Genomic DNA, 25895 nt, shown 5'->3' with positions numbered 1-25895 from the left:
CAGCTCTGGCCACCTCGGGCCAGGGCTGATGGTTTTCAGAATACCCCTTCCAGCGATACTGTATAGGTGTGACGACGGTAATCGTACCGGTCAATCCGGCTATTCTGATCCCGGAACAGCCACTGGTTACGCACCAGCCATTGCCGACTGATAGCGTACTCCGCCATCAGCCCGAACTCCCGCCGCACATCCCGGCGCCGCTGAGTGGCCAGTGTGCCTTGTTCGAGCCATTGGTGTGGATCTTCGTAACGACTGTGCCGCACGGCAACCTCCGCCCCTACCGAAAGAGCCGGCCCAACCGGATAAATCGCCTCAACGCCCAGTTCATGATGGACCGGGGATACGCTGGCGAAAAACTCGTCCTGTTGAAAGTCTTTCCGATGATTGCGCTGCCAACGATAGAATGCTTCAACAAGCAGCCAATCAACGTTTTGTTCGGCACGGACTTCAAACTGGTACCACTGGCCATCATAGGCGACGTAATCCGGGCCACCATTCACCTGATCCGCTGACACCGACCATGAACAGCCGGACAGCCAGCCGGATAACGGGCAAACGCCGGAACGGCCGAACAGGCTCAGGCCTACACGGGTTTCCAGCTCATCATTGCCCAGCCAGGCCCGTGAGGCACCGGCACGCAGGCCAAGTTCCCACTGGTCAAAGCGGCGCACCCCGGCCGCCCGGGCCTGAACCACAGACGTATCGTCCGCCCGGCCGCGGGTATAATCCTGACCATAAATCACGCCATCCCAGACCACCCGCCAGTGCTCGCTGACCGGCTGGCTCAGAGTGCCCGCCGCCACCAGCTCGGCGAAAAAGCTGCCTCTGTCGCTCGGCGAGTCGTCGGGAACGCCGGCCACATTGCTGTCGTAGCCAAGCCCGGTAGCCAAGTAGCCTTGGGCAATCGATTTCATCGAGGACGAGTCAGAGGGGGCGTCTTCGGCCAGTTTGGCCAGCTGCCGCTGTGCCAGCTCACGGATGGTTTCTGGCGCTTCCTGACGGGCAGATTCCTGAAACCAGCCCTCAGCCTCGGCCGTTCGGCCATCCGCTAGGGCAACCAGACCGAGATTGTAGTGGGCAAGAGCCTGATTTGGCCCCTGCAAAAGCTGGAGAAACAGAGCTTCGGCGGCCGGATAATCACCGGTTTTGTAGTAGGTGACCGCCAGGTTGTAGGTCAGGGCCGGGCTGTCGTGACCCAGCTCCCTGGCCGCTTCAAACTGCTGTCGTGCGGCGGGATAATCGCCCTGCTGAAACTGTTCAATGCCAGTGGCCATGGCCTGCTGCGCGGATTGATCCGGCTCGGCAACAACGACAGCGGAGATGGCCAACAGGCCCACAAAACGAAGGGTCTTGAACAACCGAAAACCTCAGGCTCGACATCAACGGAACCGGCCGGGGCAGCCCCGTTCCGGGCGAGCCCTGAGGTTAACACAGATAAAAGATCAGGGACGTGACGATGGTGACGGTAGCTCAGGCCTCAGTTCGTCAAGTTCCCGTACAGTTTCCGGCAGACTGTCACGCCCGATATCCGGATTTCCACCCCGGACTTCCCGGGCACGCTCGGAGACCGACTGGCCAAAATTCCGCCCCCGCTCTCTGGCATCCTCTGCCGTTGCCCTGCCGGGCGCCAAGGTATTACCCCGTTCATGGCGGCGCAATCCGGGCAACTCCGGCAGGCGTATTTCCCGAGTCACGGCACCGGTGAGATCTTCGCTGTCGTCCACCATTCTCATGGTCACATCAAGGTCGTCAGCCAGCGCCAAAGGGGCGCTTACTACCAGCACGGCCGCCAGCATCAAGCGGGAAGAGCTGGCCCGCCACCAGGATTCACAAACGCTCATGTTGCAGGCTCCTCGTGATTTGTCCGACTGCCGGAGGCTGCCGGGCCATCATCGTTCGGGTACTGGGGCACCATCGCCCTGAAAACTTTCTGACGACCATTTGCATCGAGTTCGGCAACCAACTCGCCGGCGCCGGGAAACAGAATCGTCAAGGGTAACTCCAGCACATTGTCGCCCTGTACAAGACTCACCTGCCAGCTGACCCGATGCTGACCGGGCAAGCCTGACAACTCTACATGGGGCGGCAGATCCAGTGTCAAGGTAACATCATCCAGGGCTTCACCGGCATTAAAGGCCAGCCGTACCGTTCGTTCCACCGGCGCCATCTCTGACGGAGCCGCCGCTTCTTCGGTCAGGTCCGTGGCTGCCACTTCCGGCTCCAGCCCGCGCTTATCGCTACCTTGGCCGAGCATCAGCCCCAGCACCAGCGCGGCCGCAACGGCACCGCCCCAGGCCACATGAACCTTGCGATTGGAGGCCGGTGCGGGAAGCTGGCCGAACACCCGGTTTTCAAAGCCCGGTGACGGTTCCGGCAGCCTGCAGCGTGAAGCCAATTCGGACATCAGCGAGCGCTCGAACGCCTCGTGCTGCTGGCACAGAGCACAACTCTCCAGGTGCACGCGCACCACCTGCGACTCATCGGCGGGCAGCTGGCCCCGAACATAGTCGGGCAATTGTGATTGGATTTGCCGACAGGACATAGTTATCACCTCAATGTTCCAGACGCCCGGAATCATCATCCGGTTCCATTGCCAACTGAAGATGCTTCCTCAAGGCAGCCCGACTGCGATGCAGCCGGGATTTGACGGTTCCGATGGGCACGCCCAACACTTCCGCCACATCTTCCTGGCGCCAGCCATCCACATCGTGAAGCAACAGCAGGGTGCGCTGGTCCGGCGACATCTGTTCCAGCGCCCGGTCGAGCATTGGGCCAAGCCGTTCTTTGTTTAGCTCCAGCTCGGGCGACTGATCGTCCGACATCTGGCTGTCGAGCCAATCAGACTGACTCTCCGCCTCCATCAATTCGCTCACCGGACGATCGGCCTGGCGCCCCTTCTTTCTGACGGAATCGATGAACTGACGGTACAACACCCGGTTTAACCACGGCCTGAGCTGATCCACGGATTCCAGCTCATCCAGGCGCGGGTAGAGCTTCACCACCACATCCTGCACCAGATCCTCGGCGTCCTGAAGGCTACCGGTTAATCGATAGGCAAAGCTGTGCAACGCCGTCAGGTGCGGCTGCACCAGGCGCTGAAATCGCTTTTGGGCGGATGGGCGAAACGGAAGAATGGCCAAAAAAGTACTGCCTGATGACGGTTTACGGAAGCGCGCAGTCTATAACAGCCCTGCCCTTATCGGCGAATTATGACCAACTCATGTGTAAATGTTAATCAAATCGAGGGGAACCCGCAGCGATTCCGGATCGTGAAGTCATTACTGGCGATTGCAACGCCGGATAAACAACGCAACGGATACGAACCGGAGGATTTATGAAGCGTTCAACCCAAGTTTTCGCGGTCTCCGCCCTTGCGGCCGCATTGGCCGCCTGTGGTGGGAGCGGTGACGGCAGCCTCTCTTCTGGGCAAACAGGGACGGTATCCATGGGGCTCACTGATGCTCCCACCATGGATCTAAGCAGCGTGAACGTGGCGTTCAATGCGATCCGGCTCAAACCGGTGGATGGACAGTGGCAGGAGTTCAGCCTGGACGAAGTCGGGATTATTGACCTGCTCACCCTGCAAGGCGGCGTGACCGAGCCTCTGATTACCGACGAGGAAGTACCTGCCGGTGAATATGAGGAAATCCGCCTGATTGTCGATACTGAGCAGTCTTGGGTGACCAAGGAATCCGAAGGTGATGCCCGCTATACCCTGGCGGTGCCCTCCGGCGAGCAAAGCGGCCTGAAACTCAAAGGCAGCTTTGTTGTTGCCGCCGACACCAGCCAGAGCTTCACCATCGATTTTGATGTTCGCAAATCCATTGTGAACCCTCCCGGAAAGGCGCTGGCGGATTACATGCTCAAGCCGGTACTTCGCCTGGTCAACAACCTGGAGGTGGGTGAGCTGACTGGCGAGGTGGATTACGCCACTATCCTGCAAGCTCGCAATGAAGACCCGGAGCAGCTCGACTGCAGCCCGAACTATGAAGGTGCAGTCTATGTCTACGAGGGTGAGATTGACGAGCCGGTAGATCTGAACGTCGAGCGAGACGGCCTCAATCCGCTGATGGTGGTGCCGGTCAACGAGCAGGAAGATGGCAACCTGTATGAGTGGACCGCCGCCTTCCTCACCGAGGGCACCTACACCATCAGCTACAGCTGCCAGCTGGATGATAACGAAACCGACGACGAGATCGAGTTTGAGGGTACCCAGACCCTCGACGTCATCGCCGGCGAAACCACTGTGGCTGACCCCATCCCGCTGCAGCCTTAATAGCGCTGCATTGACGCAAAGGCCAGGGACGGCCTTTGCTCTCCTGACATTCTCCTATCACAAAGCCCCGGCACGGGCCTCAGCCTGATCGGCCCCGGCCACATTACCCCTGGCCCGGCGAATATCCGCCAGCAGCAACCAACCCGAGCGCTGCATCCTCGAATCGTTACCCGCCAGCGACAGACCTTTCAGCGTGAACTGTTCTGCCGCCCCCAGATTGTCACCAGACACATAGGCTTCCGCCAGCTTGAAATAAACCTCTGAGGAACGCGGCGCTATGCGTTGTGCCCGCTCCAGGCGGGCGATAGCGCCGGCAGAGTCCCCCTGCGCCAGGCGCTGGTCGGCGTCACGGATCAGGCTGACCGCTGCGGCCGGCAGTTCGTCACCGGACTCCCGATAACTGGGCGAGCGGGTAGCGGGCGCCTCCGGCTCACTCACCTCGGGCTGCTCGCTCTTGCGCCATACCCGGGGCTCAGACTCTTCTTGCGGTTCCGCGGTTCTTGGCGGTTCCGGCGCACTCGAGCGATCGTCGCCGCCCATAGGTACGTAGATAGAGCCACCCCCGGGGCCGCTGGCGCAACCTGCAAGACCCAGCGCCATGGCCAGGCAACCGGCGCGGGTAATCGTTGTTTTATTCATCGGAACAATCCTTCAAACCAACTGCGTATTTGCCGGCCGAACTGCCCTTCGCAGTCCAGGCGCTGCCGGGGCTCACTGCCGGCGATAAATGGCACCAGACGGGCATCCTCACACCGCTCTCCCGTCAATGCCTGTTCGCGGGCATTGACCCAATGATACTGGACACCGTCCGGCATGACCGGTGAAAAGCCATGCTGTGGCAACTGCGCCATCATTGCAGACCACACCGGCAAGGCGCCAGAGGCGCCGGTCAATACCGTGGGGCCGTTATCGTCACGCCCCACCCAGGCCACGGCCAGATAGTCACCACTGAAGCCCGCAAACCAGGAGTCCCGGCCCTGGTCTGTTGTACCGGTCTTTCCAGCCAGTGTCAGTCGATCTGGCAGGGTCCGATAAGCTGAGCGGCCGGTACCCTCCTGCACGGTTTCCTGCATGGCGTACTGCACCAGGTGCACCGCAGCGGGGTCGGCAACCCGGTCGACTTTCAGGTTATAGCGCGATAACGGCTCGTTGCGGGCATCGGTCACTTCCCGAATGGTCCGCAAGGGTGTGTTGAAGCCCGAGGTAGCCAGCCCCTGGTAGAGCTGGGCCACTTCCGCCGGCGTCAACGACATCGAGCCAAGCAGCAGCGAGGGATAGTCCGAAATCGGTGTGGTCACCCCAAATGCCCTCAACACTTTCTGCACGCGCGGGATGCCGACATCCAGCCCGACACGCACTGCCGGGAGGTTGTAGGATCGGGACAGGGCCAGGTGCAGGGGCACTTCGCCACGCTCCTCACCATCAAAGTTCTTGGGCTGCCACAACCGGCCGTCGTCAAACTCCAGGGTAAACGCGCGATCCTGTACCGGCGTAATCAAGGTATACCGGTCGGCCTGCTCCAGAGCTGCCAGGTAGGTAAACGGTTTGATCAGCGAGCCAATCGGCCGGCGGGCGTCCACCGCACGGTTGAAACCGGCAAACTCCGGGTCTTTTCCGCCCACCAGCGCCAACACCTCGCCGGTGTCCTTGGCGGTGACCACCAGGGCCGCCTCAAGAGCCTCGCGGGTCTCACCGCGGGCCAGCCGGGGCAGGGTATCGCGAACCGCCTTTTCTGACGCATCCTGAACCGCCGGGTCCAGGGTGGTGAATATGCGCAAGCCTTCACTCTGCAGGTCTTCTTCCCGGTAATCCCGAGCCAGGTGCCGGCGCACCAGGTCAATGTATGCCGGATAACGGTTATCGGTATAAGACGGCCTGGCGCTCACCCCCAGGGGCTGGCGGATAGCCCGGGCTGCATCGTCAGCGCTGATCAGCCCGGCCTCAGCCATTTCTGACAGCACCAGGTCACGCCGGGCCTTGGCCCGCTCCGGGTGGCGGCGCGGGTTGTAGTAGCTGGGGCCTTTCACCATGCCGATCAACAGGGCAATCTGATGAACGTCCAGGTCTTTCAGGGGCTCGCCAAAGAAAAACTGGCTGGCCAGGCCAAAGCCGTTGATGCTGCGATTACCTGCCTGGCCAAGGTAGACCTCGTTCAGGTAGGTTTCCAGAATGTCGTCTTTCTCGTAGTGCCATTCCAGCAAAACCGACATCAGGGCTTCGTTACCCTTGCGCACCAGGGTCTGGTCTCGGGTCAGGAAGAAGTTCTTCACCAACTGCTGGGTCAGGGTACTGCCACCCTGCACAATCTGCCCCGCCTTTATGTTTGCCAGCATGGCCCGGGCAATAGACAAGGGCGCAACGCCGTAATGCTCGTAGAACTGTCGGTCCTCAATCGCCATCAGCCCAAGGGGCAACAACTCCGGCACCTCATCAAGACGAACCAGCACCCGGTCCTCCCGGTGGGAGGGATAGATACCGCCGATCTGGGCCGGTTCCAGCCGGACAATCGGGGAATCCGGGCCGGCGACCACCGAAAACGACTGAACACGGTCTCCCGACACCACCAATGACAATCGGCGCCTGGGCTCTTCACCATCGGGGAACCTGAAACCACGAGCGCTGATCATAAACCGCCCGCCATTTCGCTGATAAGTCCCGGCCCGAACGCCATCTCCGGCCCGGTAGCCAGCCAATTCCAGCTCCCGGGCAAGGCCTGCCGCGCTTACGCTCGCGCCATCATAAAGCTCCAACGGCCGGGCGTAGACACGGGACGGCACTTCAAAACGGCGGCCCTCAAAACGGGAGGTTACAACCGCATCCAGGTACACCATCCAGCCGGCCAGAAGCACCAGGCCCAGGGCCCCGACACGAAACATGAAACGCCAGAAACCGCTGCGTTTGGCCGCTGGCCTGGATTTGGACGATTTTTTACGGGGGGAACGAGATTTGGTCATGGCCGGATTATAACGAAGCGGGCGACCCCTTCGGCAGGTCTGTTGTGTGTTATTTCTGTAATCCGCCCGTTATAGTAGGCCAATCAGAACAGAGCGATAAAAATCAATGAGTTCAGGGAACCAGGAGCACACCGTGAGCGCGACCCCATCGGAAACACTGATCAAGGCACTGCAAAACCCGGCACTGTATGACCACCCGGTACAGGGCTTCCAGGTCATTGAAACCCATATTTCACAGGTGTTACTGACCGGCAGCTACGCCTACAAGATCAAAAAACCGATGGATTTCGGCTTTCTGGACTTCTCCACCCTGGCGCGCCGTAAGCACTTCTGCGAGGAAGAACTCCGACTCAACAGCCGCCTGGCCTCGGAACTATATCAGGACGTTTTGCCCATTACCGGCACACCGGAGCAACCTGTTATCGGCGGCGAGGGAGAAGCCTTTGAATACGCCATCCGCATGCGCCAGTTCGACCAGGACCAGCTGTTCGACAAGCGCCAGGAGCGCGGTGACCTGCCACCGGAGATGCTCACCAACCTGTCCCGCCAGGTAGCGCAGTTCCACGATAGCTTGCCTGCCGTTGCCGAAGATAAACCCCTGGGCACCCCGGAAGCGGTGTACGCCGCGATGCAGGAAAACTTCGACCAGATTCGCCCGATGCTGGACGACAACACCCTGCTGCTGCAGCTGGACAATCTGGAAGAATGGACCCGGACCACCTTCGAGCGGCACCGGGAGCTGATTGCCAGCCGCAGGGCCAAGGGCATGGTGCGGGAATGCCATGGCGACTTGCACCTGGCCAATATTACGGTGTTCAACGATCAGGTCACGGTGTTCGACTGCATCGAATTCAATGAGCCGTTCCGCTGGATTGATGTCATCAACGATCTGGCGTTTCTGCTGATGGACCTGGAATCCCGCCGTGAACCGCTGCTGGCCAACCTGGTACTGAACAGCTATCTGGAATACCGGGGCGATTTCGAAGCCTTGGCGCTGCTCCCGCTCTACAAGGCTTACCGGGCGATGGTCCGGGCCAAGATTGCCTTGTTCACCATGGCTAACCCCAGCCTGGGCGAGGGCGAAAAAGCCGGCCTGATGCAACGCTACCGGGATTACGCCCAGTTGGCGGAAGATTACGGCGAGATCCCCAACCATTACCTGCTGGCCACCACCGGGCTTTCAGCCAGCGGCAAAACCTGCGTCAGTGCCGCCATGGCCGGCGAGCTGAACCTGATCAGGCTGCGCTCAGATGTTGAGCGCAAGCGGTTGCACGGCCTTGGACCGCTGGACGACAGCAAATCCGGCGTTGGCACGGACCTGTACAGCCCGGAAGTCACCGAACAGACTTACCAGCACCTCGCCAATCTGGCCAATGACCTGCTCAGCTCCGGGCATTCCGTCATTGTGGATGCGGCCTGCCTGAAAGAACGCGAACGCACGCTCTTTGCCAAGGTGGCCGAGGCCCAGGGCGTGCCCTTTGCCCTGCTGCACTGCGAGGCCCCGGAACAGCTTAGGCGGGAGTGGGTGCGCAAACGCAAAGGCGATGCCTCGGAAGCCACCGAAGACCTGCTGGATGCACAGCAACGCTGGTTCGAGCCACTGACGGTGGAGGAGAAAACCCACACCGTGCACCTGCATACCGACCAGGAGCATGTAGCAGAAGCAGTTGCAGACCGAATTCGGCAGCACTTTGGCTTGCCACCGAGCCAAAGCGTCTAAACTTACCTGCGTACGCTTGGCATCATTCCATTCGAGGTGTGAGATGGACGACATTCAGGAACACGAACTGCATCAGATTGATCACCCGCTGTATGACATACTGCGCAGCGAAGACATCAAGGCGTTCAATGCCGAGAAAGCAAAACTGAGCGACCTGCCCAGTTTTGCCCATGGCGACTTCCGGGGGCTGGATTTACGCGGCCTCGACGCCAAGGGGCTGGATTTGCGCCACGCTTACTTCCGGGGCGCCGACCTGCGCGGCATCGACTTTTCCAAATCCCGGATGGAGGGTGCCAGCATCGCTAGCGCCAAGATCTCCGGCTGCTATTTCCCCCATCGCCTGGAGGCCGATGAAATCGTGATGTCACTGAACCACGGCACCCGCATGCGATACGCCCTGCTGCCAAAATGACGGAACAGAACCATCCCTGGGAGACCGTTTGCCCGGCAACGGAACTGGTTCCAGGCCGGTTTATTGAATTCCGGCTGAAACAGAAAGCCCGTGAACCGGAAGGCATGCCCCTGACCGGTTTTGTGTTTCTGGATGGTAGCGAGCCGAAAGCCTACCTGAACATCTGCCCGCACCTGGGCATCGAACTGAACTGGATGCCGGGCAAATTCATGGACGCCGACAACCTGTTTATCCAATGCTCTACCCACGGCGCGTTGTTCAAGCCCGGCACCGGTGAATGCATTGCGGGCCCTTGCCAGGGCGATGCCTTGACCGCCCTGGAGGTACGCCAGAACGGTGACCAGATCGAAATCAGGCTTGGAGACTGACCGGCACCGCTTCGGTCAGGTCCAGCCCGCCTCCCGGGTTGCCATCCGCTCCCGACAGCGCGGCGCGATAAGCCAGCACCTCGACCCCGGCGGCCTTCGCCTGGCGTAACAACTCGCCATAGTGGGCATCAATATGATCCGCCGGGCGCACCCTTTCGATTCCTGTGTGGTTAACCACAAAGAAGAGTACCGCCCGGTCGCCTTTTGCAACCTGCGCCATCAGTTCCCGAAGGTGCTTCTGGCCCCTTTCGGTCACCGCATCCGGGAAATAGCCGCTTGAACCGTCCGCCAGCGTGACATTCTTCACCTCAACCCAGGCGTCTGGCCGCGCCGGATGGCCCGACAACAACAAATCTATCCGGCTTTTCTCATCACCGTAACGCACTTCTGCCCGGCACTCTGTGTAACCGGCCAGCTCCGGTACCCGCCCGGCTTCAATGGCCTCCCGTGCCTGGGCGTTGGGACGGGCGGTATTCACGCAGGCAAATACCGCCGGGGCGGTTTCCACCAGCTCCCAGGTGTACTTCAACTTGCGCTTGGGATTATCGCTACGGCTCAGCCAGACCCTGGCGTTATCGGGCTGGCAGCCCAGCATGGAGCCGGTGTTCGGGCAGTGGGCCGTTACCTCCTCGCCATCGGGCAATCGCACATCGGCAAGGAAGCGTTTGTAGCGGCGAATCAGCCGCCCTTCCACCAAAGGTTCAGCAAACTTCATGTGATCTCCGCAAAAAGTCGTTGTCACAAGGCTGGCCACCCTGAGACTAATCTGCTATTTTCCGCAAATTCCCGTTTCAGGACGAATGCTTTTATCCAGGGTTAAACCGCGCAGCAACCGTGCTGGCGCGGCGGAAGCAAAGCGTTCTTGTAGTAGTACAAACAAGAGGCCGGGTTCAATGGCAAACACTGCAGAACAACCACGCGAACGTTTTACCAATTTCACCCCTTATGAAATGAAAAAGGGTGAAGACTACATGAGTGCTGACATGCTGCAGCACTTCAAAAATCTGCTCCTGCAATGGAAACAGGAGCTGATGGAAGAAGTGGACCGCACCATGCACCACATGCAGGAAGACGCCGCAAATTACGCGGATCCCAGTGACCGTGCAACCCAGGAAGAAGAATTCAGCCTGGAGCTGCGCACCCGGGATCGCGAGCGCAAGCTGATCAAAAAGATTGACCAGACCATCGACCGCATCGACAAAGACGACTACGGCTTCTGCGATCAGTGCGGCGTGGAGATCGGCATTCGTCGCCTGGAAGCTCGCCCGACGGCCACACTGTGCATCGACTGCAAAACCCTGGCGGAAATCCGCGAGCGCCAGACTGGCATCTGAGCCCCACCGATAGCCGGCCGCATGAGCAGCCGGCTTACTGAGTCTCTATGGAGCAACCACGGTACCGTGGGCGTTTTGCCCCTTCCCCGACAGGACCGCTGCATTTCGGCTCCCTTGTAACCGCCCTGGCCAGTTGGCTGGAAGCCCGCACCGCCGGTGGCGACTGGCTGGTTCGCATCGAAGACCTGGACCCGCTACGGGAGCCCCCCGAGGCCACCGGCCAGATTCTCCATTCCCTGGATTGCCACGGGCTGTTTCCTGACGAACCGGTACGGTTTCAATCCCGGCGCCACGACGCCTACCAGGCCGCCATTGGCCAGCTTCTGGCGCGGCATAAAGCCTATCGGTGCCGGTGCTCCCGAAAACTGCTCCAAAAGCACGGCGGTTATCATCCGGACCACTGCCGAGATGGCCATCCAGCACCTGGAGATACCCCCTACGCCATTCGATTTGCCCTGACCGACGAAGTCAGCCACTGGCAGGATCTGCTGCTGGGCGATCAGCAACAGAAAGTAGCGGCAGAACTGGACGACCCGGTGCTACTGCGTAAGGAGGGCTTCTATGCCTACCAACTGGCAGTGGTGGTGGACGATATCGACCAGAACATCAGCCACGTGGTGCGGGGCTCCGACTTATTGGACATGACCGCGCAGCAGCAACAGATTTTCCGTGCTCTTGGCGCCCAGCCACCGCAGTGGCTGCATATACCGGTCATCGTGAACGATCGGGGCCAGAAGCTGAGCAAACAGACCCATGCTCCGGCGCTGGATGACCAACAGCCCGCCGCCAACCTGGTCAACGCACTGGCAGCCCTTGGCCAACAGCCGCCGTCCGCGCTTCTGAACGCAACGGTGGACGATGTGCTCGCCTGGGGCCGGGAAAACTGGCGCCGGCACGCCATCCCCCTGACATCCCGGCAGGCCCGTGGTATAACCCCAAACACACACTTGCGTCCGGACCACTGAGCCGATGTATATCTACCGCCTGGTCTTTTTGCTGGTACTGGCCATTTATATTTTTTCTCCCAACATTCTGGACTGGTGGACCTCACCAGATAACGCCTGGTACAGCCCCTACGTGATCTGGGGAGGCCTGATTGCCATCGGCTTCTGGCTCGAATGGCGGCGAGACCCCAATGAGTTTTAGCGCCAGCGGCCTGCTACTGGCCAGCCTTCTGTACCTGATTCTGTTGTTCGGCATTGCCTGGAGTACCGAGCGGGGCACCCTGCTGCGTCAGTGGGTACGGCATCCTCTGGTTTATACCCTGAGCCTTGGCGTCTACGCCGGCATCTGGGCAGTCTACGGCGCCATCGGCATGGCGGCGGAATCCGGTTACGGCTTTCTGGCTTACTATCTGGGTATCTCCGGGGCCTTTCTGCTGGCGCCGGTGTTGCTGAACCCGATCTTGCGCATCGGCCGCGCTTATCAACTGACGTCCCTGGCTGACCTCTTTGCCTATCGTTATCGCAGCCAGTGGGCCGGCACCCTGGTGACACTCTGCTCAGCCGCCGCCATTTTGGCGCTACTGAGCATGCAGATTCAGGCTGTTGCGGTATCGGCGTCCCTGCTCGCGCCTGACACCTCGCCCAAAGCCATCAGCGTGATGTTCAGCCTGATCGTCGTGCTGTTCACCATGCTCTTTGGCGCACGCCGGCACCAGAGCTCTGGCAACCATCAGGGGCTGGTGCTGGCCATCGCCTTTGACTCCCTGGTCAAGGTGGTTGCCCTGCTGGTGCTGGGTGGTGTGGTGTTATTCGGTGTGTTCGGCGGCACCGACGGGCTTGAAGAATGGTTGGCCCGGGCCTCACACCCCGAGGCAACCATGACCATGGCGATCAATGATGGCAGCTGGCGGGCCCTGCTGCTGATGTCGTTTGCCGCCGCGCTGGTCCTCCCGCACATGTACCATATGACCTTCAGCGAGAACCCCTCGCCAAGGGCCCTGGCGAAAGCCAGCTGGGGCCTGCCCCTGTATCTGCTACTGCTTGGCCTGCCAGTGCCCCTGATTGTCTGGGCCGGCCAGGCCCTGGGTGTTGTTGTGCCCCAGGCGTTTTTCAGTATCGGGGTGGCCCAGGCACTGGAGAGCCCGGCGCTAACACTGTTGATGTATATCGCAGGGCTTTCCGCCGCCAGCGGGCTGATGATCGTCAGCACCCTGGCGCTGTCGGGCATGGTTCTCAACCATGTTGTGCTGCCCCTGAAAACTCCCAAAGACCAGGGCGACATCTATCAATGGCTGCAGTGGGTAAAACGCCTGCTCATTGCCGTTATCCTGTTTCTGGCGCTGCTGTTCCACGAAACCATTGGCCAGAACCTGGACCTGTCCATCCTCGGAGCCATCTCGCTCTCCGGCACCTTGCAGCTGCTACCAGGCGCCCTCGGCGTTATCTACTGGCCGGAGGGCAACCGGCGCGGTCTGATCGCCGGACTGCTGACCGGCCTGGCCATCTGGATGACCACCCTGGTGCTGCCGTTTTCCTACGCCGCCGACCTGCTGTCCTGGCTGGATCTTCCGGTCACCCCGGGTTATGACAATTGGCACCTGTTCACTTTCATCAGCCTGACGGCCAACATTTCGGTGTTTGCACTGGTCTCAATCCTGAGCCCCGCGTCTCCGGAAGAAACCAGCGCGGCACAGGCCTGCTCCCTGGGTGCGCTGTCTCGCCCACAGCGCAGGGAACTGCTGGCAACATCCTCCAACGACTTCGTTCAACATCTGACCGACCCGCTGGGCCCGACCGTGGCCCGACGGGAAGTAGAGCGTGCACTGGGGCAATTAAAGCTGCCCAACGTGGAGTTTCGCCCCTACCAGCTCAGGCGCCTGCGGGATCAGGTTGAAATCAACCTGTCGGGCTTGCTGGGCCCCGCCGTAGCCAGGGATATTGTCAAACGCCATCTGGGCTTCAAACCCCTGACCCACGGCGGCACCGGCCAGGACATCCGCTATGTGGAGCGGGCGCTGGGCGACTACCAGAACCAGCTTACCGGCCTGGCCGGGGAGCTCGACAACTTGCGGCGCCACTACCGGCAGACCCTGCAGAACCTGCCGATACCCGCCTGCTCTGTCGGTGAGGATGGCGAAATCCTGATGTGGAACCACGCCATCGAATCGCTCACTGGCATTTCTGCCGACGAGGTGGTCGGCGCCAAACTGATGGCCCTGCCGGAGCACTGGCATACCCTGCTGGACGACTTCAACCGGGGCGACGACCTGCACCGTTACAAGCACCGGCTCGACCTGCGGGGCAAGCCCCACTGGCTGAACCTTCATAAGGCTGCCCTGAGCGGGCCGGACCATCCGGAAGGTGGCTCGATCATTCTGGTGGAAGACCAGACCGAAACCCGATTACTGGAAGACGAGCTGATGCACAGTGAACGGCTGGCCTCCGTGGGCCGACTGGCCGCCGGTGTTGCGCACGAGATTGGCAACCCGGTCACCGGTATTTCGTCGCTGGCCCAGAACCTGAAACTGGAAACCGACGACCCGTCCATCCTGGAAACCGCAGACCAGATACAGCAGCAAACCCGACGCATCTCCGCCATATTGCAGTCACTGATGAACTTTGCCCGAACCGGCAACCACGCCCATGCCAACCGCTATGAGCCGGTCAGCATCCACCGCTGCGTGGAAGAATCCATCAACCTGTTGTCGCTGAGTGACAAGGGCATGGGCATCCAGTACCGGAACGAGTGCCCGGAAAACCTGCAGATACTGGGGGATGAGCAACGCCTGGTGCAGGTCTTCGTCAACCTCCTGGCCAACGCCCGGGATGCCTCGCCAGACGGCGGTACCATCCGGGTCAGTGGAAAGGGCGATGGCTACTCCGCTATCATCGAAGTGATTGACGAAGGCACCGGCATTCCCGCTGACCAGCTGGACCATATCTTTGAACCGTTTTACACCACCAAAGCACCGAACAAAGGTACGGGCCTTGGGCTTTCACTGGTGTATAGCATTGTTGAAGAACACTATGGCAACGTACAGGTGGAAAGCCCGGCAGATACCGAACGCCAGCGGGGAACCTGTGTAAGGTTACGCCTGCCCGCCTACGAGCCAGACACCGATACCGGCAACAGCACCCCGAACGAAAGGTCGTGAACGCGATATGCCCCGTATTCTGATAGTTGAAGATGAAGACATCATCCGCTCCGCGGTCCGCAAGCTGCTGCAGCACGCCGGTTACGAAGTGGCGGATGCCGTCTCCGTAGAGGAAGCGGACAACCTGGAACCGGACGGCTTTGACCTGATCATCACCGATCTGCGCCTGCCCGGCGCCGCGGGTACCGAGATGATCAACCGGGCGCCCAACACCCCGGTGCTGATCATGACCAGCTATGCCAGTCTGCGCTCAGCCGTGGACTCCATGAAACTCGGTGCCGTGGACTACATCGCCAAGCCCTTTGATCACGATGAAATGCTCGCAGCCGTTGAGAACATCCTGGCTCGCCAGAGTGCGCAGCCTGATGAGCCCGGCAGTGGCGAGAGCGCCGGGCAGCACCAGGCGACCGAATCCGACCCGGCAGCCATCATGTATGGCCAGTGCGAGCCCATGCAGAAGGTGTTCACGCTGATTCGCAAGGTGGCCCCGACCGAAACCACCGTCCTGATACAGGGCGAGTCCGGCACCGGTAAGGAACTGGCGGCCAGGGCCCTGCATCTGCTCAGCCCCAGGGCCACCAAGCCGCTGATTTCAGTAAACTGCGCAGCCATCCCCGAAAGCCTGATTGAATCGGAGTTGTTCGGCCATGAGAAAGGCGCATTCACCGGCGCCGTTTCCGCCCGTACCGGCCTGATTGAAGCCGCCGATGGCGGCAGCCTGTTCCTTGATGAGATCGGCGAACTGCCAGCGGAAGCCCAGGCCCGGCTGTTGCGCGTGCTGCAGGAAAGCGAGATCCGCAAGGTCGGCTCCACCCAGAGCCGGAAAGTGGATGTGCGCATGATTGCCGCAACCCACCGGAACCTGAAAGCAATGACCCGCACCGGAGAATTCCGGGAAGACCTGTATTACCGCCTTAACGTAATGCAAATCCGAATTCCGCCCCTGCGAGAACGCCGGTCAGACATTCTGGGCCTGGCCCGCCGTTTCCTTAAGCGGCAGGCAGAGAAGCTCGGACGGCCGGAGCTCAGTCTCAGCCCGGAGGCCATGCAGGCGCTGGAGCGGTGCCGCTGGCCAGGAAACGTGCGGGAGCTGGAGAATGCCATCGAACGGGCGTCCATTCTCACCGACGGCGACATCATTACCCCCGCAGTGCTGGACCTCGATAACGAGGGTAGTGACGAGTACATTCCGGAAACCCTGGTAGAAGGCAACAACGAGCAGACCCGCACCCGTGAGCCGGACTCCGCCAACGACCTGTCTCTGGAAGACTACTTTCAGCATTTTGTGCTGGAGAACCAGGACCGGATGAGCGAAACCGAGCTGGCCCAGAAACTGGGCATCAGCCGGAAATCTCTGTGGGAACGTCGCCAGCGTTTGGGTATTCCCCGCAAGAAAAGTTCCTGAACAAAGAAATGAACCCGAAATCATTTGTTACCCAGCGTTCCCCAAGGTAACACTTCCGACTCAGGTTACGTGAGACAGGTAACACTTTAGACGTATACGGGGTAACACTTATTTCTCACAAAAACATAACCCTCTGTTAATTAAAGGTTTTCAAAAACTGGCACAGCCTTCGCACTCTTAATAGCGCACAACAACAAAAACAAAAGTGACAACGCAGCGGCAAAACAAAAACAAAAAGCTGCATGAGCATCCAGCAACAAAAACAAGAACAGGATGCAAGCGAACTGAGTGTTTTGGGTACTTTGCTTTTTAGTGGTCCCCAGGCATGTGCGAGTTGTAGATGTAGAGAAGAATCGCTCCTGAAGCGGCACTGCAACTACCCCGATAACCCGCACCTTGCTCCTGACCGCTCTATGTATTCAAAGCTTTCCGTTTGCGTTATTTGATGTCCTTACTGTTGGGACAACACGGTGGGGTAGAAAAATCAAAAAGAATCCCGGCAACAACAAAAACAATGCAGATCGTCAACGCTTTCAGGGCGGGTTCGTGAAAACGAATCCGCCTTTTGATTATCTGGCCTACAGACTCACCCTGACCACCCCAACTCCTGAACAAAAATCACCTTTTCTATTTCCGTTTCTGCCTAAACATGTGCAATTCCTGCGCAAACCGTTAAAATCCCCGTCTTTGCGCATCGCAATCACGGAATTTCATGCCTAAACGACTTGTAGAAAAACTACGCTCCTTCATTCCCGGCAACGGGAAAAAGAAAGCCCGACGCTACCAGCGGCAGGAGATCCCCCGGGATCAGCACACCGTGTCCCGCTCGATGATCAGCGAGCCCGCACGAAAAGTCCTGCATCGGCTTAACAAAGCCGGCTATGAAGCTTATCTGGTGGGCGGCGGCGTGCGCGACATCCTCCTGGGCGGGCAGCCAAAGGATTTCGACATTGCCACCGACGCTACCCCTGAGGAAGTTCACGACCTGTTCCGGAATTCGCGACTGATCGGGCGCCGGTTCCGGATTGTGCATGTGGTATTCGGCCGGGAAATCATCGAGGTGACCACTTTCAGGGGCAACGCCCGGGACACCGAAGACGAACCGGCAGCCGATGAGCACAGAACCAGTGAGCATGGCCTGCTGTTGCGGGACAATGTCTACGGCAACCAGGAAGAAGACGCCCTGCGCCGTGACTTCACTATCAACGCGCTTTACTACTGCATCCGCAACTTCACGATCATCGACTACGCCAACGGCGTTGACGATCTGAAAAATCGCCAGATCCGCCTGATCGGTGACCCGGAAACCCGCTACCGGGAAGATCCGGTTCGCATGCTTCGCGCCATCCGCTTTGCCGCTAAACTGGGTTTCGAAATTGAACCGGACACCGAAGCTCCCATCCGGGAACTGGCGCCATTGCTGACTCACATCCCCTCGGCCCGGCTGTTTGATGAAGTGCTCAAGCTGTTCTCGGCGGGCCATGGCGAAGCGACCTATGACTTGCTCAGCGAGTACGGCCTACTGGCGCCCTTGTTCCCGGAAACCGCCAAGGCCATCGACGCCGGGGAATCCGACGAACTCATTCGCCAGGCACTGCGCAATACCGACGCCCGGATTGCCCAGGGCAAATCCGTCACGCCTTACTTCCTGTTTGCCGCCATGCTCTGGCCGGCCCTGCAAGTGGAATGGCGCCGCCGCCAGGATAATGGCGACCCGGTGCAGCCCGCCCTTCATGGCGCCATCGGCAAAGTCATTGGCCGGCAGGTGCAGGCCACAGCCATTCCGAAACGCTTCTCAGGCCCGATGAAAGAGATCTGGGAAATGCAGATGCGCCTGCCCAGGCGCCAGGGCAAGCGGGCCTTTGGCACGCTGGCCCACCCGCGCTTCCGGGCTGCCTATGATTTCCTGCTGGTACGTGAATCCGCCGGCGAGATCGAACCGGGCCTCGGCGACTGGTGGACGGACTTCCAGCGCCTGGACGAACGCGGGCAGGAAAAAATGCTGTCTGAGCTAGGCTCCGCCAGCACCCCGCGTAAACGGCGCCGCAAACGCAGCCCAGTCAAAAGGCCACCCCAAGCATGACGGTAGTGGCCTATGTTGGGCTGGGCAGCAATCTGGAAGACCCAACCGCCCAGCTGGCACGCGCGGTTGCCGAACTGGCCAGCCTGCCCAATACCACCCTGCTGGCACAGTCTGCCTTCTATGCCAGCCGGCCGGTTGGCCCCCAGGATCAACCGGACTTCGTGAATGGCGCCGTGCAATTGTCCACGGAGCTGACGCCGCACCAGTTACTGGATCATCTTCAAGCCATCGAACAGGCTCACGGCCGGGAGCGACTGCGCCACTGGGGGCCCCGAACCCTGGACCTTGACCTGCTGCTTTACGGCAACGACAGCATCCACGACGAGCGACTGACCGTACCCCATGCCGAGCTGGCCAACCGGGACTTCGTGCTGCAGCCCATTCTCGACCTGAATCCCGAGCTGACGCTGCCTGATGGCCGAAGCATTGAAACACTGCGACAAGCATGCCCGGACAACCAGCTTCGATTATTGCCCCCAAAGGCCGGAAGTCACTGACCCCAAGCCAGACTCCCATGCTACTCTTGTGTCAGATATACCCCGGCATTAATCTATCGCTCTGAACTCGGACGACCCCGAGCCAGAACCGGCCCATCCACCCAAAAGGCAAGGATCTTATGGCAGTTACCATCAATACCCTGCGGGAATACAAGCAAAAGGGCGAAGCCTTCTCTGCCCTGACCTCCTACGATGCCACCTTCGCACATGTGGTCAGCGAGGCCGGCGTTGACGTTATCCTGATTGGTGATTCGCTGGGCATGGTTCTGCAGGGGCATGACAGCACCCTGCCAGTCACAATGGAACAGATGGTTTACCACACCAGCTGCGTTGCCAAAGGCAACCAGGGTTCACTGATCATGGCCGATATGCCCTTCATGTCTTACGGCACCGTGACCGATGCCCTGGACAACGCCGCAGAACTGATGCGCGCCGGCGCCCACATGGTCAAGCTTGAGGGTACTGACTGGATGAAAGACACCATCGAAGCCCTGAGTGAGCGCGGTGTACCGGTTTGCGCCCACCTGGGGCTGACGCCACAATTCGTTAACAAGTTTGGCGGCTACAAGGTTCAGGGCCGTGACGAAAAGGCTGCCGAAGCCATGATCGAGCATGCCTGCGAGCTGGAAGCGGCAGGCGCCGATGTCATCCTTCTGGAATGCGTACCCGCCCCTCTCGCTGCCCGCATCACCCAGGCCGTCCGGGCCCCGGTGATCGGCATTGGCGCAGGCGCAGACACCGACGGCCAGGTGCTGGTGCTGCACGATATGTTGGGCATCACCACCGGCCGAAAACCCCGCTTCGTGAAAAACTTCCTGGCGGAAACCAACTCTATTCCGGAGGCCATCGCCGCCTACGCCCAGGCCGTCAAGGCGCGTTCATTTCCGGCCGAGGAGCATACGTTCAAGGCATGAGAACCGTACATTCACTTAAAGAACTCCGAACCATTCTGCGCAGCTACCGGCAGCAGGGTAAAACCATTGGCCTGGTGCCCACCATGGGCAACCTGCACGAGGGCCACGTTTCGCTGGTACGGAAGGCGGCAGAGGCTGCAGATATCGTTGTCACCAGCATTTTTGTCAATCCGATGCAGTTCGGCGCCAACGAAGACCTGGACACTTACCCCCGCACACTCGCCGACGACCAGGACAAGTTGGCCGCCGCTGGCAACACCCTGGTGTTCGCGCCTTCGGCGGACGAGATTTACCCCGAGGGCCTGGCCCGACAAACCAAAGTGGTTGTGCCGGAAGTCAGCGAGGGGCACTGCGGTGCCAGCCGGCCAGGGCACTTCGAAGGTGTGGCAACGGTCGTTACCATGCTGTTCAACATGGTTCAGCCCGACCTGGCCGTGTTCGGCGAGAAAGATTTCCAGCAATTGGCGGTCATCCGCAAACTGACCCGGGACCTGATGATTCCGGTTGAAATTATTGGCGCCCCCACTGTTCGCGAAGAGGACGGACTGGCGAAAAGTTCCAGAAACGGCTATCTCAATGAAGAGGAGAGAGCCATTGCGCCGGTGGTGTACCAGACGTTGACCAGCGTGGCTGCGCAGCTGGAACAGGGCCGCTCCGATTTTGACGATCTGGCACGGGAAGCGAACGACACGCTGGCCAAAGCCGGGCTACGCCCGGACTATTTCAACATTGTGAACAGCCAGACGCTGAAACCCGCCAGCGAAGCAGATCGGGAGCTGACGCTTCTGGTCGCGGCGTTTTTAGGGACGACCCGGCTAATCGACAACCTTAGCGTCACCCGATAACACCAGGAACCACCGCCTGAAGACTGCCCGGCGGCGAACAGAAAGGAACCTCTGATGCCCGACAAACCGGCACCACTGACTCATCTCCCGGAATGGCGGGTTCTGGCCCAACTCAAGGATCTGCTGGCCGGAACGCCGATACGGGATCTGTTCAGGGACGACCCGCAGCGAGCCCAGCGGTACCTGGTGAGCGGCGCAGGCCTGACCCTGGACTTCTCGCGCAATCGGCTTACCGATGCGACCTTCAACGCGCTGATGGACCTGGCCCAGGCCTGTGGCCTGGAGCAGCAGCGAAACGCGCTGTTTGATGGCGGCATCGTCAATCGAACGGAAAACCGCCCCGCCCTGCACACGGCATTGCGCCAACCCCGCGGCCAGGACGTTCGGGTACACGGTGAAAACATTATTCCGGAAGTGCACGCCACACTCGACAGAATGGCGGAGCTGGTGTCTGCCATCACCGAGGGCTGCCATACCGGCTATACCAACAAACCCTTTACCGACGTGGTGAGCATCGGTATCGGCGGCTCGTTCCTCGGCCCGAAACTGGTGGTGGAAGCCCTGAAACCCTTCTGGCAAGGCCAGTTGAACTGCCACTTTGTTGCCAACATTGACGGCACCGATATCGCCGAAACCTTGAGGTCGCTGAACCCGGAAACCACCTTATTCCTGGTGCAGTCGAAGTCGTTCCGCACCCAGGAAACACTGGATAACAGCCTGCTAGCGCGCCAGTGGTTTCTCGACAAGAGCGGCAGTGAGCCCGCGGTGGCCCGGCATTTCCTGGCGGTTACCGCCAACGTGGACGAAGCCATCCGGTTCGGCATCGACCGCAACAACGTCTTCCCCATGTGGGACTGGGTCGGGGGGCGGTACTCCCTCTGGTCGGCCATCGGCCTGCCCATTGCCCTGACCATCGGTATGGAGCACTTCCGGGCACTGCTTGAGGGTGCTCACGCCATGGACTGTCACTTCCGTGAACAGCCAGCGGCCAGCAACCTGCCGGTGATCATGGCCATGCTGAGCGTCTGGTACAACAACTTCTGGGATGCACAGAGCCACGCCGTTCTACCGTATGACGAATACCTCAAGCATCTGCCGGAGCACTTGCAACAGCTGGATATGGAAAGTAACGGTAAGCGGGTAACGCAGATCGGCACCGCCGTGGATTACGAAACCGGGCCAATCCTGTGGGGCGGCGTTGGCGCCAATGGCCAGCACGCTTACCACCAGCTGATTCACCAGGGCACACGGCTGATCCCGGCTGACTTCATCATCCCCTTGCAGTCCCACAATCCGGTGGAACATCACCACGCTACCCTGTTTGCCAACTGCCTGAGCCAAGCCAGCGCTATGATGGCCGGGAAAACCCGGGCCGAGGCGGAACAGGAACTGTTGCAGGCGGGCTTGGCCTCGGCTGACGCAAAAGCCCTGGCACCCCACAAGGAAATCCCAGGCAATAAACCCAGCAATATTCTGGTGATGGACAAGATTACCCCGACAACCCTTGGGGCCGTGATCGCGCTGTATGAGCACCGCACCTTCGTGCAAAGCGTGATCTGGGATATCGATTGCTTTGATCAGTGGGGCGTGGAACTGGGCAAGCAAATTGGCAACCAGATCCTGCCCCGGCTGCTCGGGGATAAATTCGAAGGCACCGCCGGCGACAGTGCCACCGACCAGATGATCCGCCTATTCAGGTCAGCCAACCGCCCGTGAAATCTGGCACCCCTGCCAGCTGAAGTCGACCGGCCAGAGCTTCTGGTCACGCTGGTAGTCCTGCCAGAGCTGCTGGTAAGTTTGCCGGCAGGCCGGATGCATTTCTGCCCCGGCAATGTCTGCCAGCGGCCGCAACACGAAAGCATTCTTGAGGATCTCCGCCCTCGGCAGCTCGACACCGTCGACCACCCCGACAGAATCATCATAGGTCAATATATCCAGGTCCAGGGTTCGAGGGCTGAATTTGGGCGCAGATCGGGTTCGGCCGTTGTCGGCTTCCAACTGCTTGAACCGGCGGGACAGCTCACCCACCGAAAGCCCGGTGTCGATTCCCACCACAAGATTGAGGAAATCGGAACCTTCAAAACCGACGGATTCACTCTCGTAAACCGGCGAGATGGTCAAATCTCCAAACCACCCGGCCAGCGCGTCCAGTGCAACAGTGACATGGCGGTAGCGCTCGATGTTCGTGCCAATACTGATGTAAACCCGGCTCATGCCCGCGTTCCCCGCTCAATCCGGACGCCCACGGAGCGCGCAGCCGGCACGGCCCCGGGCTTGTTCAGGGTCAGCCGTAGCCAGCGCACACCAAATTCCAACTGCAACAGCGCAGCAATCTCTTCCGCTGCCCGTTCCAGCAGCTGGGGTTTCAGGGTTTGCAGGCATTCACTCACCCGCTCACTAACGGCCGCGTAATCCAGTGCATCGGCGACATTGTCGCTGGCCCCGGGCAGACGGTTGTCCCAGGCCATTTCCAGATCCACCAGTATCCGCTGGGTGATTTCCCTCTCCCAATCGTAAACGCCGATCACGGTGTCCACTGCCAGGCCCTCGATGAGCACTGTGTCTACCAAACCTTCTGCCAAACCGGACTCCCAGTGTGTTCCACTCAAGGCTGATTGAATAATGTGCAGGCAAACGATAGTGTGGGAGTTTGCCTGTGTACTGAGCTTCAGGGCGGGCATTTTCTCACAGAACACCCGGCGCCGTCTGCGCGCCCGCGATATGGCCATGAACCTGACCAGTAACCCAGTTCTGATTGTCGCACTCTGCTTCGGCGCCTACCTGGCCGGCTCCGTGCTGTTTGCCATCCCGGTATGCAGGCTCTGGCGCCTGCCTGACCCAAGAGTCCTGGGCTCCGGCAACCCCGGTGCCACCAACGTATACCGGGCGGGTGGCTGGCAACCGGCGGTGGCTACACTGGTACTGGATGCCTTCAAAGGCTGGCTGCCAGTGTGGCTATCACACGTTGCGGGTATGTCGATACTGGTTCAGGCCATGGTGGCACTGTGCGCGGTCACCGGCCACATGATTCCCCTGTTCTATCGTTTCAAAGGCGGCAAGGGCGTGGCCACAGCGCTCGGGGCCGGTTTGGCGTTGGCGCCGGTGACCACCGGTATCATGGCGCTGCTTTGGCTGCTGATCATGTGGCGCTGGCGCATTTCAGCGCTGGCCTCCCTGGTAGCGGTTACCAGTGGGCCGGTTATCAGCGCGCTGATTGAGCCGGAAACCCTGCCACTGTTCGGGCTGCTGACCCTGCTGATCGTGGTGCGCCACCGCAACAACCTGATCCGCCTCGCCCAGGGCCGGGAAACCGGGCTTTAAAGCCCGGCCGGGTTAATCGACCAGGCCATTCGCCCGCGGCTCGTTAACCGGCGGCAAGGTATTCATCGGCCAGCGCGGCACCGAAACAATGCGCTCACCGTCCCTTTGACCGCTCTGGAGCCGCTGGGCACCGGCATACGCAATCATCGCGCCGTTGTCAGTACAGAACTCTGGGCGGGCGTAAAACACCGAGCCATTGAGTTTCGCGGTCATCTTTTCCAGCCCTGCCCGCAACCGCTTGTTGGCGCTTACTCCACCGGCAATAACCAGGCGCTTGCAACCGGTTTGCTCCAGCGCCCTCCGGCACTTGATGGTCAGGGTATCCACTACAGCCGCCTCAAAGGCCAGGGCGATGTCTGCTTTTACCTGCTCATCGAAGGCATCGTTATCTTTCGCATCGTTCACCGTGTTCAGGGTAAACGTTTTCAAACCGCTGAAGCTGAAATCCAGCCCGGGACGATCCGTCATTGGCCGGGGAAAACGGTAGATTCCCTCCCGGCCCTTCTCCGCCAGCGCCGCCACCCGGGGGCCTCCGGGGTAATCCAGCCCGAGCATCTTGGCGGTTTTATCAAAGGCTTCGCCGGCGGCGTCATCCACCGATTCACCCAGCATCTGGTACTGCCCGATACCATCCACCCGAACCAGCTGGGTGTGACCACCGGACACCAACAGAGCAACAAAAGGAAACGCTGGCGGATTGTCTTCTAACATTGGCGCCAGCAAATGCCCTTCCATGTGGTGAACACCCAGCACCGGAATGCCCAGCGCGAAACCCAGAGCATGGGCCACGGAACCACCCACCATCAGCGCCCCAACCAGCCCGGGGCCGGCGGTGTAGGCTATCCCTTCAAGATCGTTACGATCCCTGCCAGCCTTGGCCAATACCTGGTCACACAGCGGCAACAGCTTGCGAACATGGTCACGGGACGCCAGCTCAGGCACTACCCCGCCATAATCCGCATGCATAGCAATCTGGCTGAACAGCGCGTGGGCCAGCAAGCCCTGCTCGGTGTCATACAGGGCAACGCCGGTTTCGTCACAGGAGGTTTCAATACCAAGAATCAGCATAGTCTGGGCCGCGTCCGAAATGGGAATGAGAAACTGGCGGCATTTTAGCAGAAACCCGAAAGGCTCCGGCAGTTTCATTGAACAGTCATTGACCTGAACATATCCAACGGCTATCATTGCCGCCCTAAATTATGCACTGGTCGAGTTTTAGCCAATCTGACCAGGTATCGAGCCCGCGTGGCCAAGGCCGGCGGAACCAATTGAAACCGAATCTATCAGGTAGGTGATTTTCGAATGCCAGCTGTTAAAGTGAAAGAGAATGAGCCGTTTGATGTAGCACTGCGTCGCTTCAAGCGTTCCTGCGAGAAGGCCGGTGTACTGTCTGAAGTACGTCGTCGTGAGCACTACGAGAAGCCGACCGCTGTTCGTAAGCGTAAAGCAGCTGCCGCCGTTAAGCGTCATCTCAAGAAGCTTCAGCGTGAGCAGCGTAAGTTCGAGCGTCTGTACTGAGTTCAGCGCGCATCGACAGCAAGACTGATTGCCGGAACGGCGTTTCGCCTTCTCCGGCAAACTGAAAATGCCGCCGAGGCCTGGCTTCGGCGGCATTTTTGGCTATGGCGAATACCGGTTTGTATCAGGCACCCCGACTGAAGTGGAGC

27 protein-coding genes are annotated in these 25895 nt (G+C 59.9%); 17 read left to right on the top strand and 10 right to left on the bottom strand.

The window, feature by feature from the left end; genetic code table 11:
• Positions 1–35: 35 nt before the first annotated feature.
• The 4 genes from RVM24_RS20255 to RVM24_RS20240 all read right to left on the bottom strand — a co-directional run bounded on the left by RVM24_RS20255 (position 36) and on the right by RVM24_RS20240 (position 3140).
• On the bottom strand, positions 36–1358 hold the full coding sequence (locus RVM24_RS20255) for a tetratricopeptide repeat protein (RefSeq protein ID WP_431474652.1): 1323 nt from the start codon (positions 1356–1358) through the stop codon (positions 36–38).
• Between the two features lie 84 nt (positions 1359–1442).
• Positions 1443–1841: a hypothetical protein gene (locus RVM24_RS20250; RefSeq protein WP_106694492.1), complete on the bottom strand. Its 399-nt coding sequence runs from the start codon at positions 1839–1841 to the stop codon at positions 1443–1445.
• On the bottom strand, positions 1838–2542 hold the full coding sequence (locus RVM24_RS20245) for an anti-sigma factor family protein (RefSeq protein ID WP_244178222.1): 705 nt from the start codon (positions 2540–2542) through the stop codon (positions 1838–1840). The genes RVM24_RS20250 and RVM24_RS20245 overlap by 4 nt, the downstream gene beginning before the upstream one ends.
• Positions 2543–2552: 10 nt before the next feature.
• Complete coding sequence (locus RVM24_RS20240; protein WP_106694490.1) at positions 2553–3140, bottom strand: RNA polymerase sigma factor; 588 nt, start codon at positions 3138–3140, stop codon at positions 2553–2555.
• A gap of 194 nt (positions 3141–3334) precedes the next feature.
• Here RVM24_RS20240 and RVM24_RS20235 point away from each other — a divergent pair, with 194 nt between their 5' ends.
• A complete protein-coding gene (locus RVM24_RS20235) occupies positions 3335–4276 on the top strand; it encodes a DUF4382 domain-containing protein (RefSeq protein WP_374787675.1) in 942 nt (313 codons plus the stop codon).
• Positions 4277–4333: 57 nt separating this feature from the next.
• Here RVM24_RS20235 and RVM24_RS20230 read toward each other — a convergent pair whose 3' ends face one another.
• Positions 4334–4915, bottom strand: a complete 582-nt coding sequence (locus RVM24_RS20230; RefSeq protein ID WP_286253630.1) for a tetratricopeptide repeat protein — start codon at positions 4913–4915, stop codon at positions 4334–4336.
• Positions 4912–7230, bottom strand: a complete 2319-nt coding sequence (gene mrcB / locus RVM24_RS20225) for a penicillin-binding protein 1B (protein ID WP_374787673.1) — start codon at positions 7228–7230, stop codon at positions 4912–4914. Before mrcB ends, RVM24_RS20230 begins: the two co-directional genes overlap by 4 nt.
• A gap of 133 nt (positions 7231–7363) precedes the next feature.
• Between mrcB and RVM24_RS20220 the strand changes: the two genes are divergently transcribed.
• From RVM24_RS20220 to RVM24_RS20210, 3 genes are read left to right on the top strand one after another with little or no spacing between them, the layout of a single operon-like run.
• Positions 7364–8950 carry an AAA family ATPase gene (locus RVM24_RS20220; RefSeq protein WP_431474651.1) on the top strand — a complete coding sequence of 529 codons (1587 nt, stop codon included), beginning with the start codon at positions 7364–7366 and terminating at the stop codon, positions 8948–8950.
• Positions 8951–8993: 43 nt separating this feature from the next.
• On the top strand, positions 8994–9362 hold the full coding sequence (locus RVM24_RS20215) for a pentapeptide repeat-containing protein (RefSeq protein ID WP_061333546.1): 369 nt from the start codon (positions 8994–8996) through the stop codon (positions 9360–9362).
• Positions 9359–9730: a Rieske (2Fe-2S) protein gene (locus tag RVM24_RS20210; RefSeq protein ID WP_286253625.1), complete on the top strand. Its 372-nt coding sequence runs from the start codon at positions 9359–9361 to the stop codon at positions 9728–9730. The genes RVM24_RS20215 and RVM24_RS20210 overlap by 4 nt, the downstream gene beginning before the upstream one ends.
• On the opposite strand, the gene sfsA is transcribed toward RVM24_RS20210, so the two are convergent.
• On the bottom strand, positions 9714–10445 hold the full coding sequence (gene sfsA / locus RVM24_RS20205) for a DNA/RNA nuclease SfsA (RefSeq protein WP_431474650.1): 732 nt from the start codon (positions 10443–10445) through the stop codon (positions 9714–9716). The two genes, RVM24_RS20210 and sfsA, sit on opposite strands and share 17 nt — an antisense overlap.
• Before the next feature lie 178 nt (positions 10446–10623).
• Between sfsA and dksA the strand changes: the two genes are divergently transcribed.
• From dksA to pgi, 11 genes are all read left to right on the top strand, one after another.
• Complete coding sequence (gene dksA, locus RVM24_RS20200; protein WP_058090703.1) at positions 10624–11064, top strand: RNA polymerase-binding protein DksA; 441 nt, start codon at positions 10624–10626, stop codon at positions 11062–11064.
• Between the two features lie 47 nt (positions 11065–11111).
• Positions 11112–12029: a tRNA glutamyl-Q(34) synthetase GluQRS gene (gene gluQRS, locus RVM24_RS20195; protein ID WP_431474649.1), complete on the top strand. Its 918-nt coding sequence runs from the start codon at positions 11112–11114 to the stop codon at positions 12027–12029.
• Between the two features lie 4 nt (positions 12030–12033).
• Positions 12034–12210, top strand: a complete 177-nt coding sequence (locus RVM24_RS20190; RefSeq protein WP_058090701.1) for a hypothetical protein — start codon at positions 12034–12036, stop codon at positions 12208–12210.
• A complete protein-coding gene (locus tag RVM24_RS20185; protein WP_058090700.1) occupies positions 12200–15163 on the top strand; it encodes an ATP-binding protein in 2964 nt (987 codons plus the stop codon). The genes RVM24_RS20190 and RVM24_RS20185 overlap by 11 nt, the downstream gene beginning before the upstream one ends.
• 7 nt (positions 15164–15170) lie before the next feature.
• Positions 15171–16568 carry a sigma-54-dependent transcriptional regulator gene (locus RVM24_RS20180; RefSeq protein ID WP_061333541.1) on the top strand — a complete coding sequence of 466 codons (1398 nt, stop codon included), beginning with the start codon at positions 15171–15173 and terminating at the stop codon, positions 16566–16568.
• Between the two features lie 396 nt (positions 16569–16964).
• Positions 16965–17288: a hypothetical protein gene (locus tag RVM24_RS20175; protein WP_227510286.1), complete on the top strand. Its 324-nt coding sequence runs from the start codon at positions 16965–16967 to the stop codon at positions 17286–17288.
• On the top strand, positions 17281–18651 hold the full coding sequence (pcnB, locus tag RVM24_RS20170; protein WP_061333540.1) for a polynucleotide adenylyltransferase PcnB: 1371 nt from the start codon (positions 17281–17283) through the stop codon (positions 18649–18651). Before RVM24_RS20175 ends, pcnB begins: the two co-directional genes overlap by 8 nt.
• Positions 18648–19148 (top strand): 2-amino-4-hydroxy-6-hydroxymethyldihydropteridine diphosphokinase, encoded by a 501-nt coding sequence (folK, locus tag RVM24_RS20165; protein WP_061333539.1) that lies wholly within the window; start codon positions 18648–18650, stop codon positions 19146–19148. Before pcnB ends, folK (RVM24_RS20165) begins: the two co-directional genes overlap by 4 nt.
• Positions 19149–19267: 119 nt before the next feature.
• Entirely contained in the window at positions 19268–20062 is a 795-nt protein-coding gene (gene panB / locus RVM24_RS20160) for a 3-methyl-2-oxobutanoate hydroxymethyltransferase (protein ID WP_061333538.1), read from the top strand.
• Complete coding sequence (gene panC / locus RVM24_RS20155; protein ID WP_061333537.1) at positions 20059–20907, top strand: pantoate--beta-alanine ligase; 849 nt, start codon at positions 20059–20061, stop codon at positions 20905–20907. The genes panB and panC overlap by 4 nt, the downstream gene beginning before the upstream one ends.
• A gap of 54 nt (positions 20908–20961) precedes the next feature.
• Complete coding sequence (gene pgi, locus RVM24_RS20150; protein WP_061333536.1) at positions 20962–22623, top strand: glucose-6-phosphate isomerase; 1662 nt, start codon at positions 20962–20964, stop codon at positions 22621–22623.
• On the opposite strand, the gene folK (RVM24_RS20145) is transcribed toward pgi, so the two are convergent.
• Positions 22606–23121 (bottom strand): 2-amino-4-hydroxy-6-hydroxymethyldihydropteridine diphosphokinase, encoded by a 516-nt coding sequence (folK, locus tag RVM24_RS20145; protein WP_106694478.1) that lies wholly within the window; start codon positions 23119–23121, stop codon positions 22606–22608. The genes pgi and folK (RVM24_RS20145) overlap by 18 nt on opposite strands.
• Positions 23118–23489, bottom strand: coding sequence for a dihydroneopterin aldolase (gene folB, locus RVM24_RS20140; protein WP_431474648.1), 372 nt, complete (start codon positions 23487–23489; stop codon positions 23118–23120). Before folB ends, folK (RVM24_RS20145) begins: the two co-directional genes overlap by 4 nt.
• A gap of 145 nt (positions 23490–23634) precedes the next feature.
• Between folB and plsY the strand changes: the two genes are divergently transcribed.
• A complete protein-coding gene (plsY, locus tag RVM24_RS20135) occupies positions 23635–24228 on the top strand; it encodes a glycerol-3-phosphate 1-O-acyltransferase PlsY (protein ID WP_431475422.1) in 594 nt (197 codons plus the stop codon).
• Positions 24229–24240: 12 nt separating this feature from the next.
• On the opposite strand, the gene tsaD is transcribed toward plsY, so the two are convergent.
• Positions 24241–25296 (bottom strand): tRNA (adenosine(37)-N6)-threonylcarbamoyltransferase complex transferase subunit TsaD, encoded by a 1056-nt coding sequence (gene tsaD, locus RVM24_RS20130; protein WP_106694534.1) that lies wholly within the window; start codon positions 25294–25296, stop codon positions 24241–24243.
• A 234-nt stretch (positions 25297–25530) separates the two neighbouring features.
• Here tsaD and rpsU point away from each other — a divergent pair, with 234 nt between their 5' ends.
• The gene (gene rpsU / locus RVM24_RS20125) at positions 25531–25746 is read left to right on the top strand and encodes a 30S ribosomal protein S21 (protein WP_007153483.1); all 216 of its coding nucleotides are present in this window, start codon (positions 25531–25533) and stop codon (positions 25744–25746) included.
• The last annotated feature ends 149 nt before the right edge of the window (positions 25747–25895 follow it).

This window comes from Marinobacter sp. KM021, assembly GCF_050707965.1.
GTDB classification, from domain to species: Bacteria; Pseudomonadota; Gammaproteobacteria; order Pseudomonadales; family Oleiphilaceae; genus Marinobacter; species Marinobacter shengliensis.
Note: the sequence above shows the minus strand (reverse complement) of the source record. Positions and strands in the feature narration are given on the sequence as shown.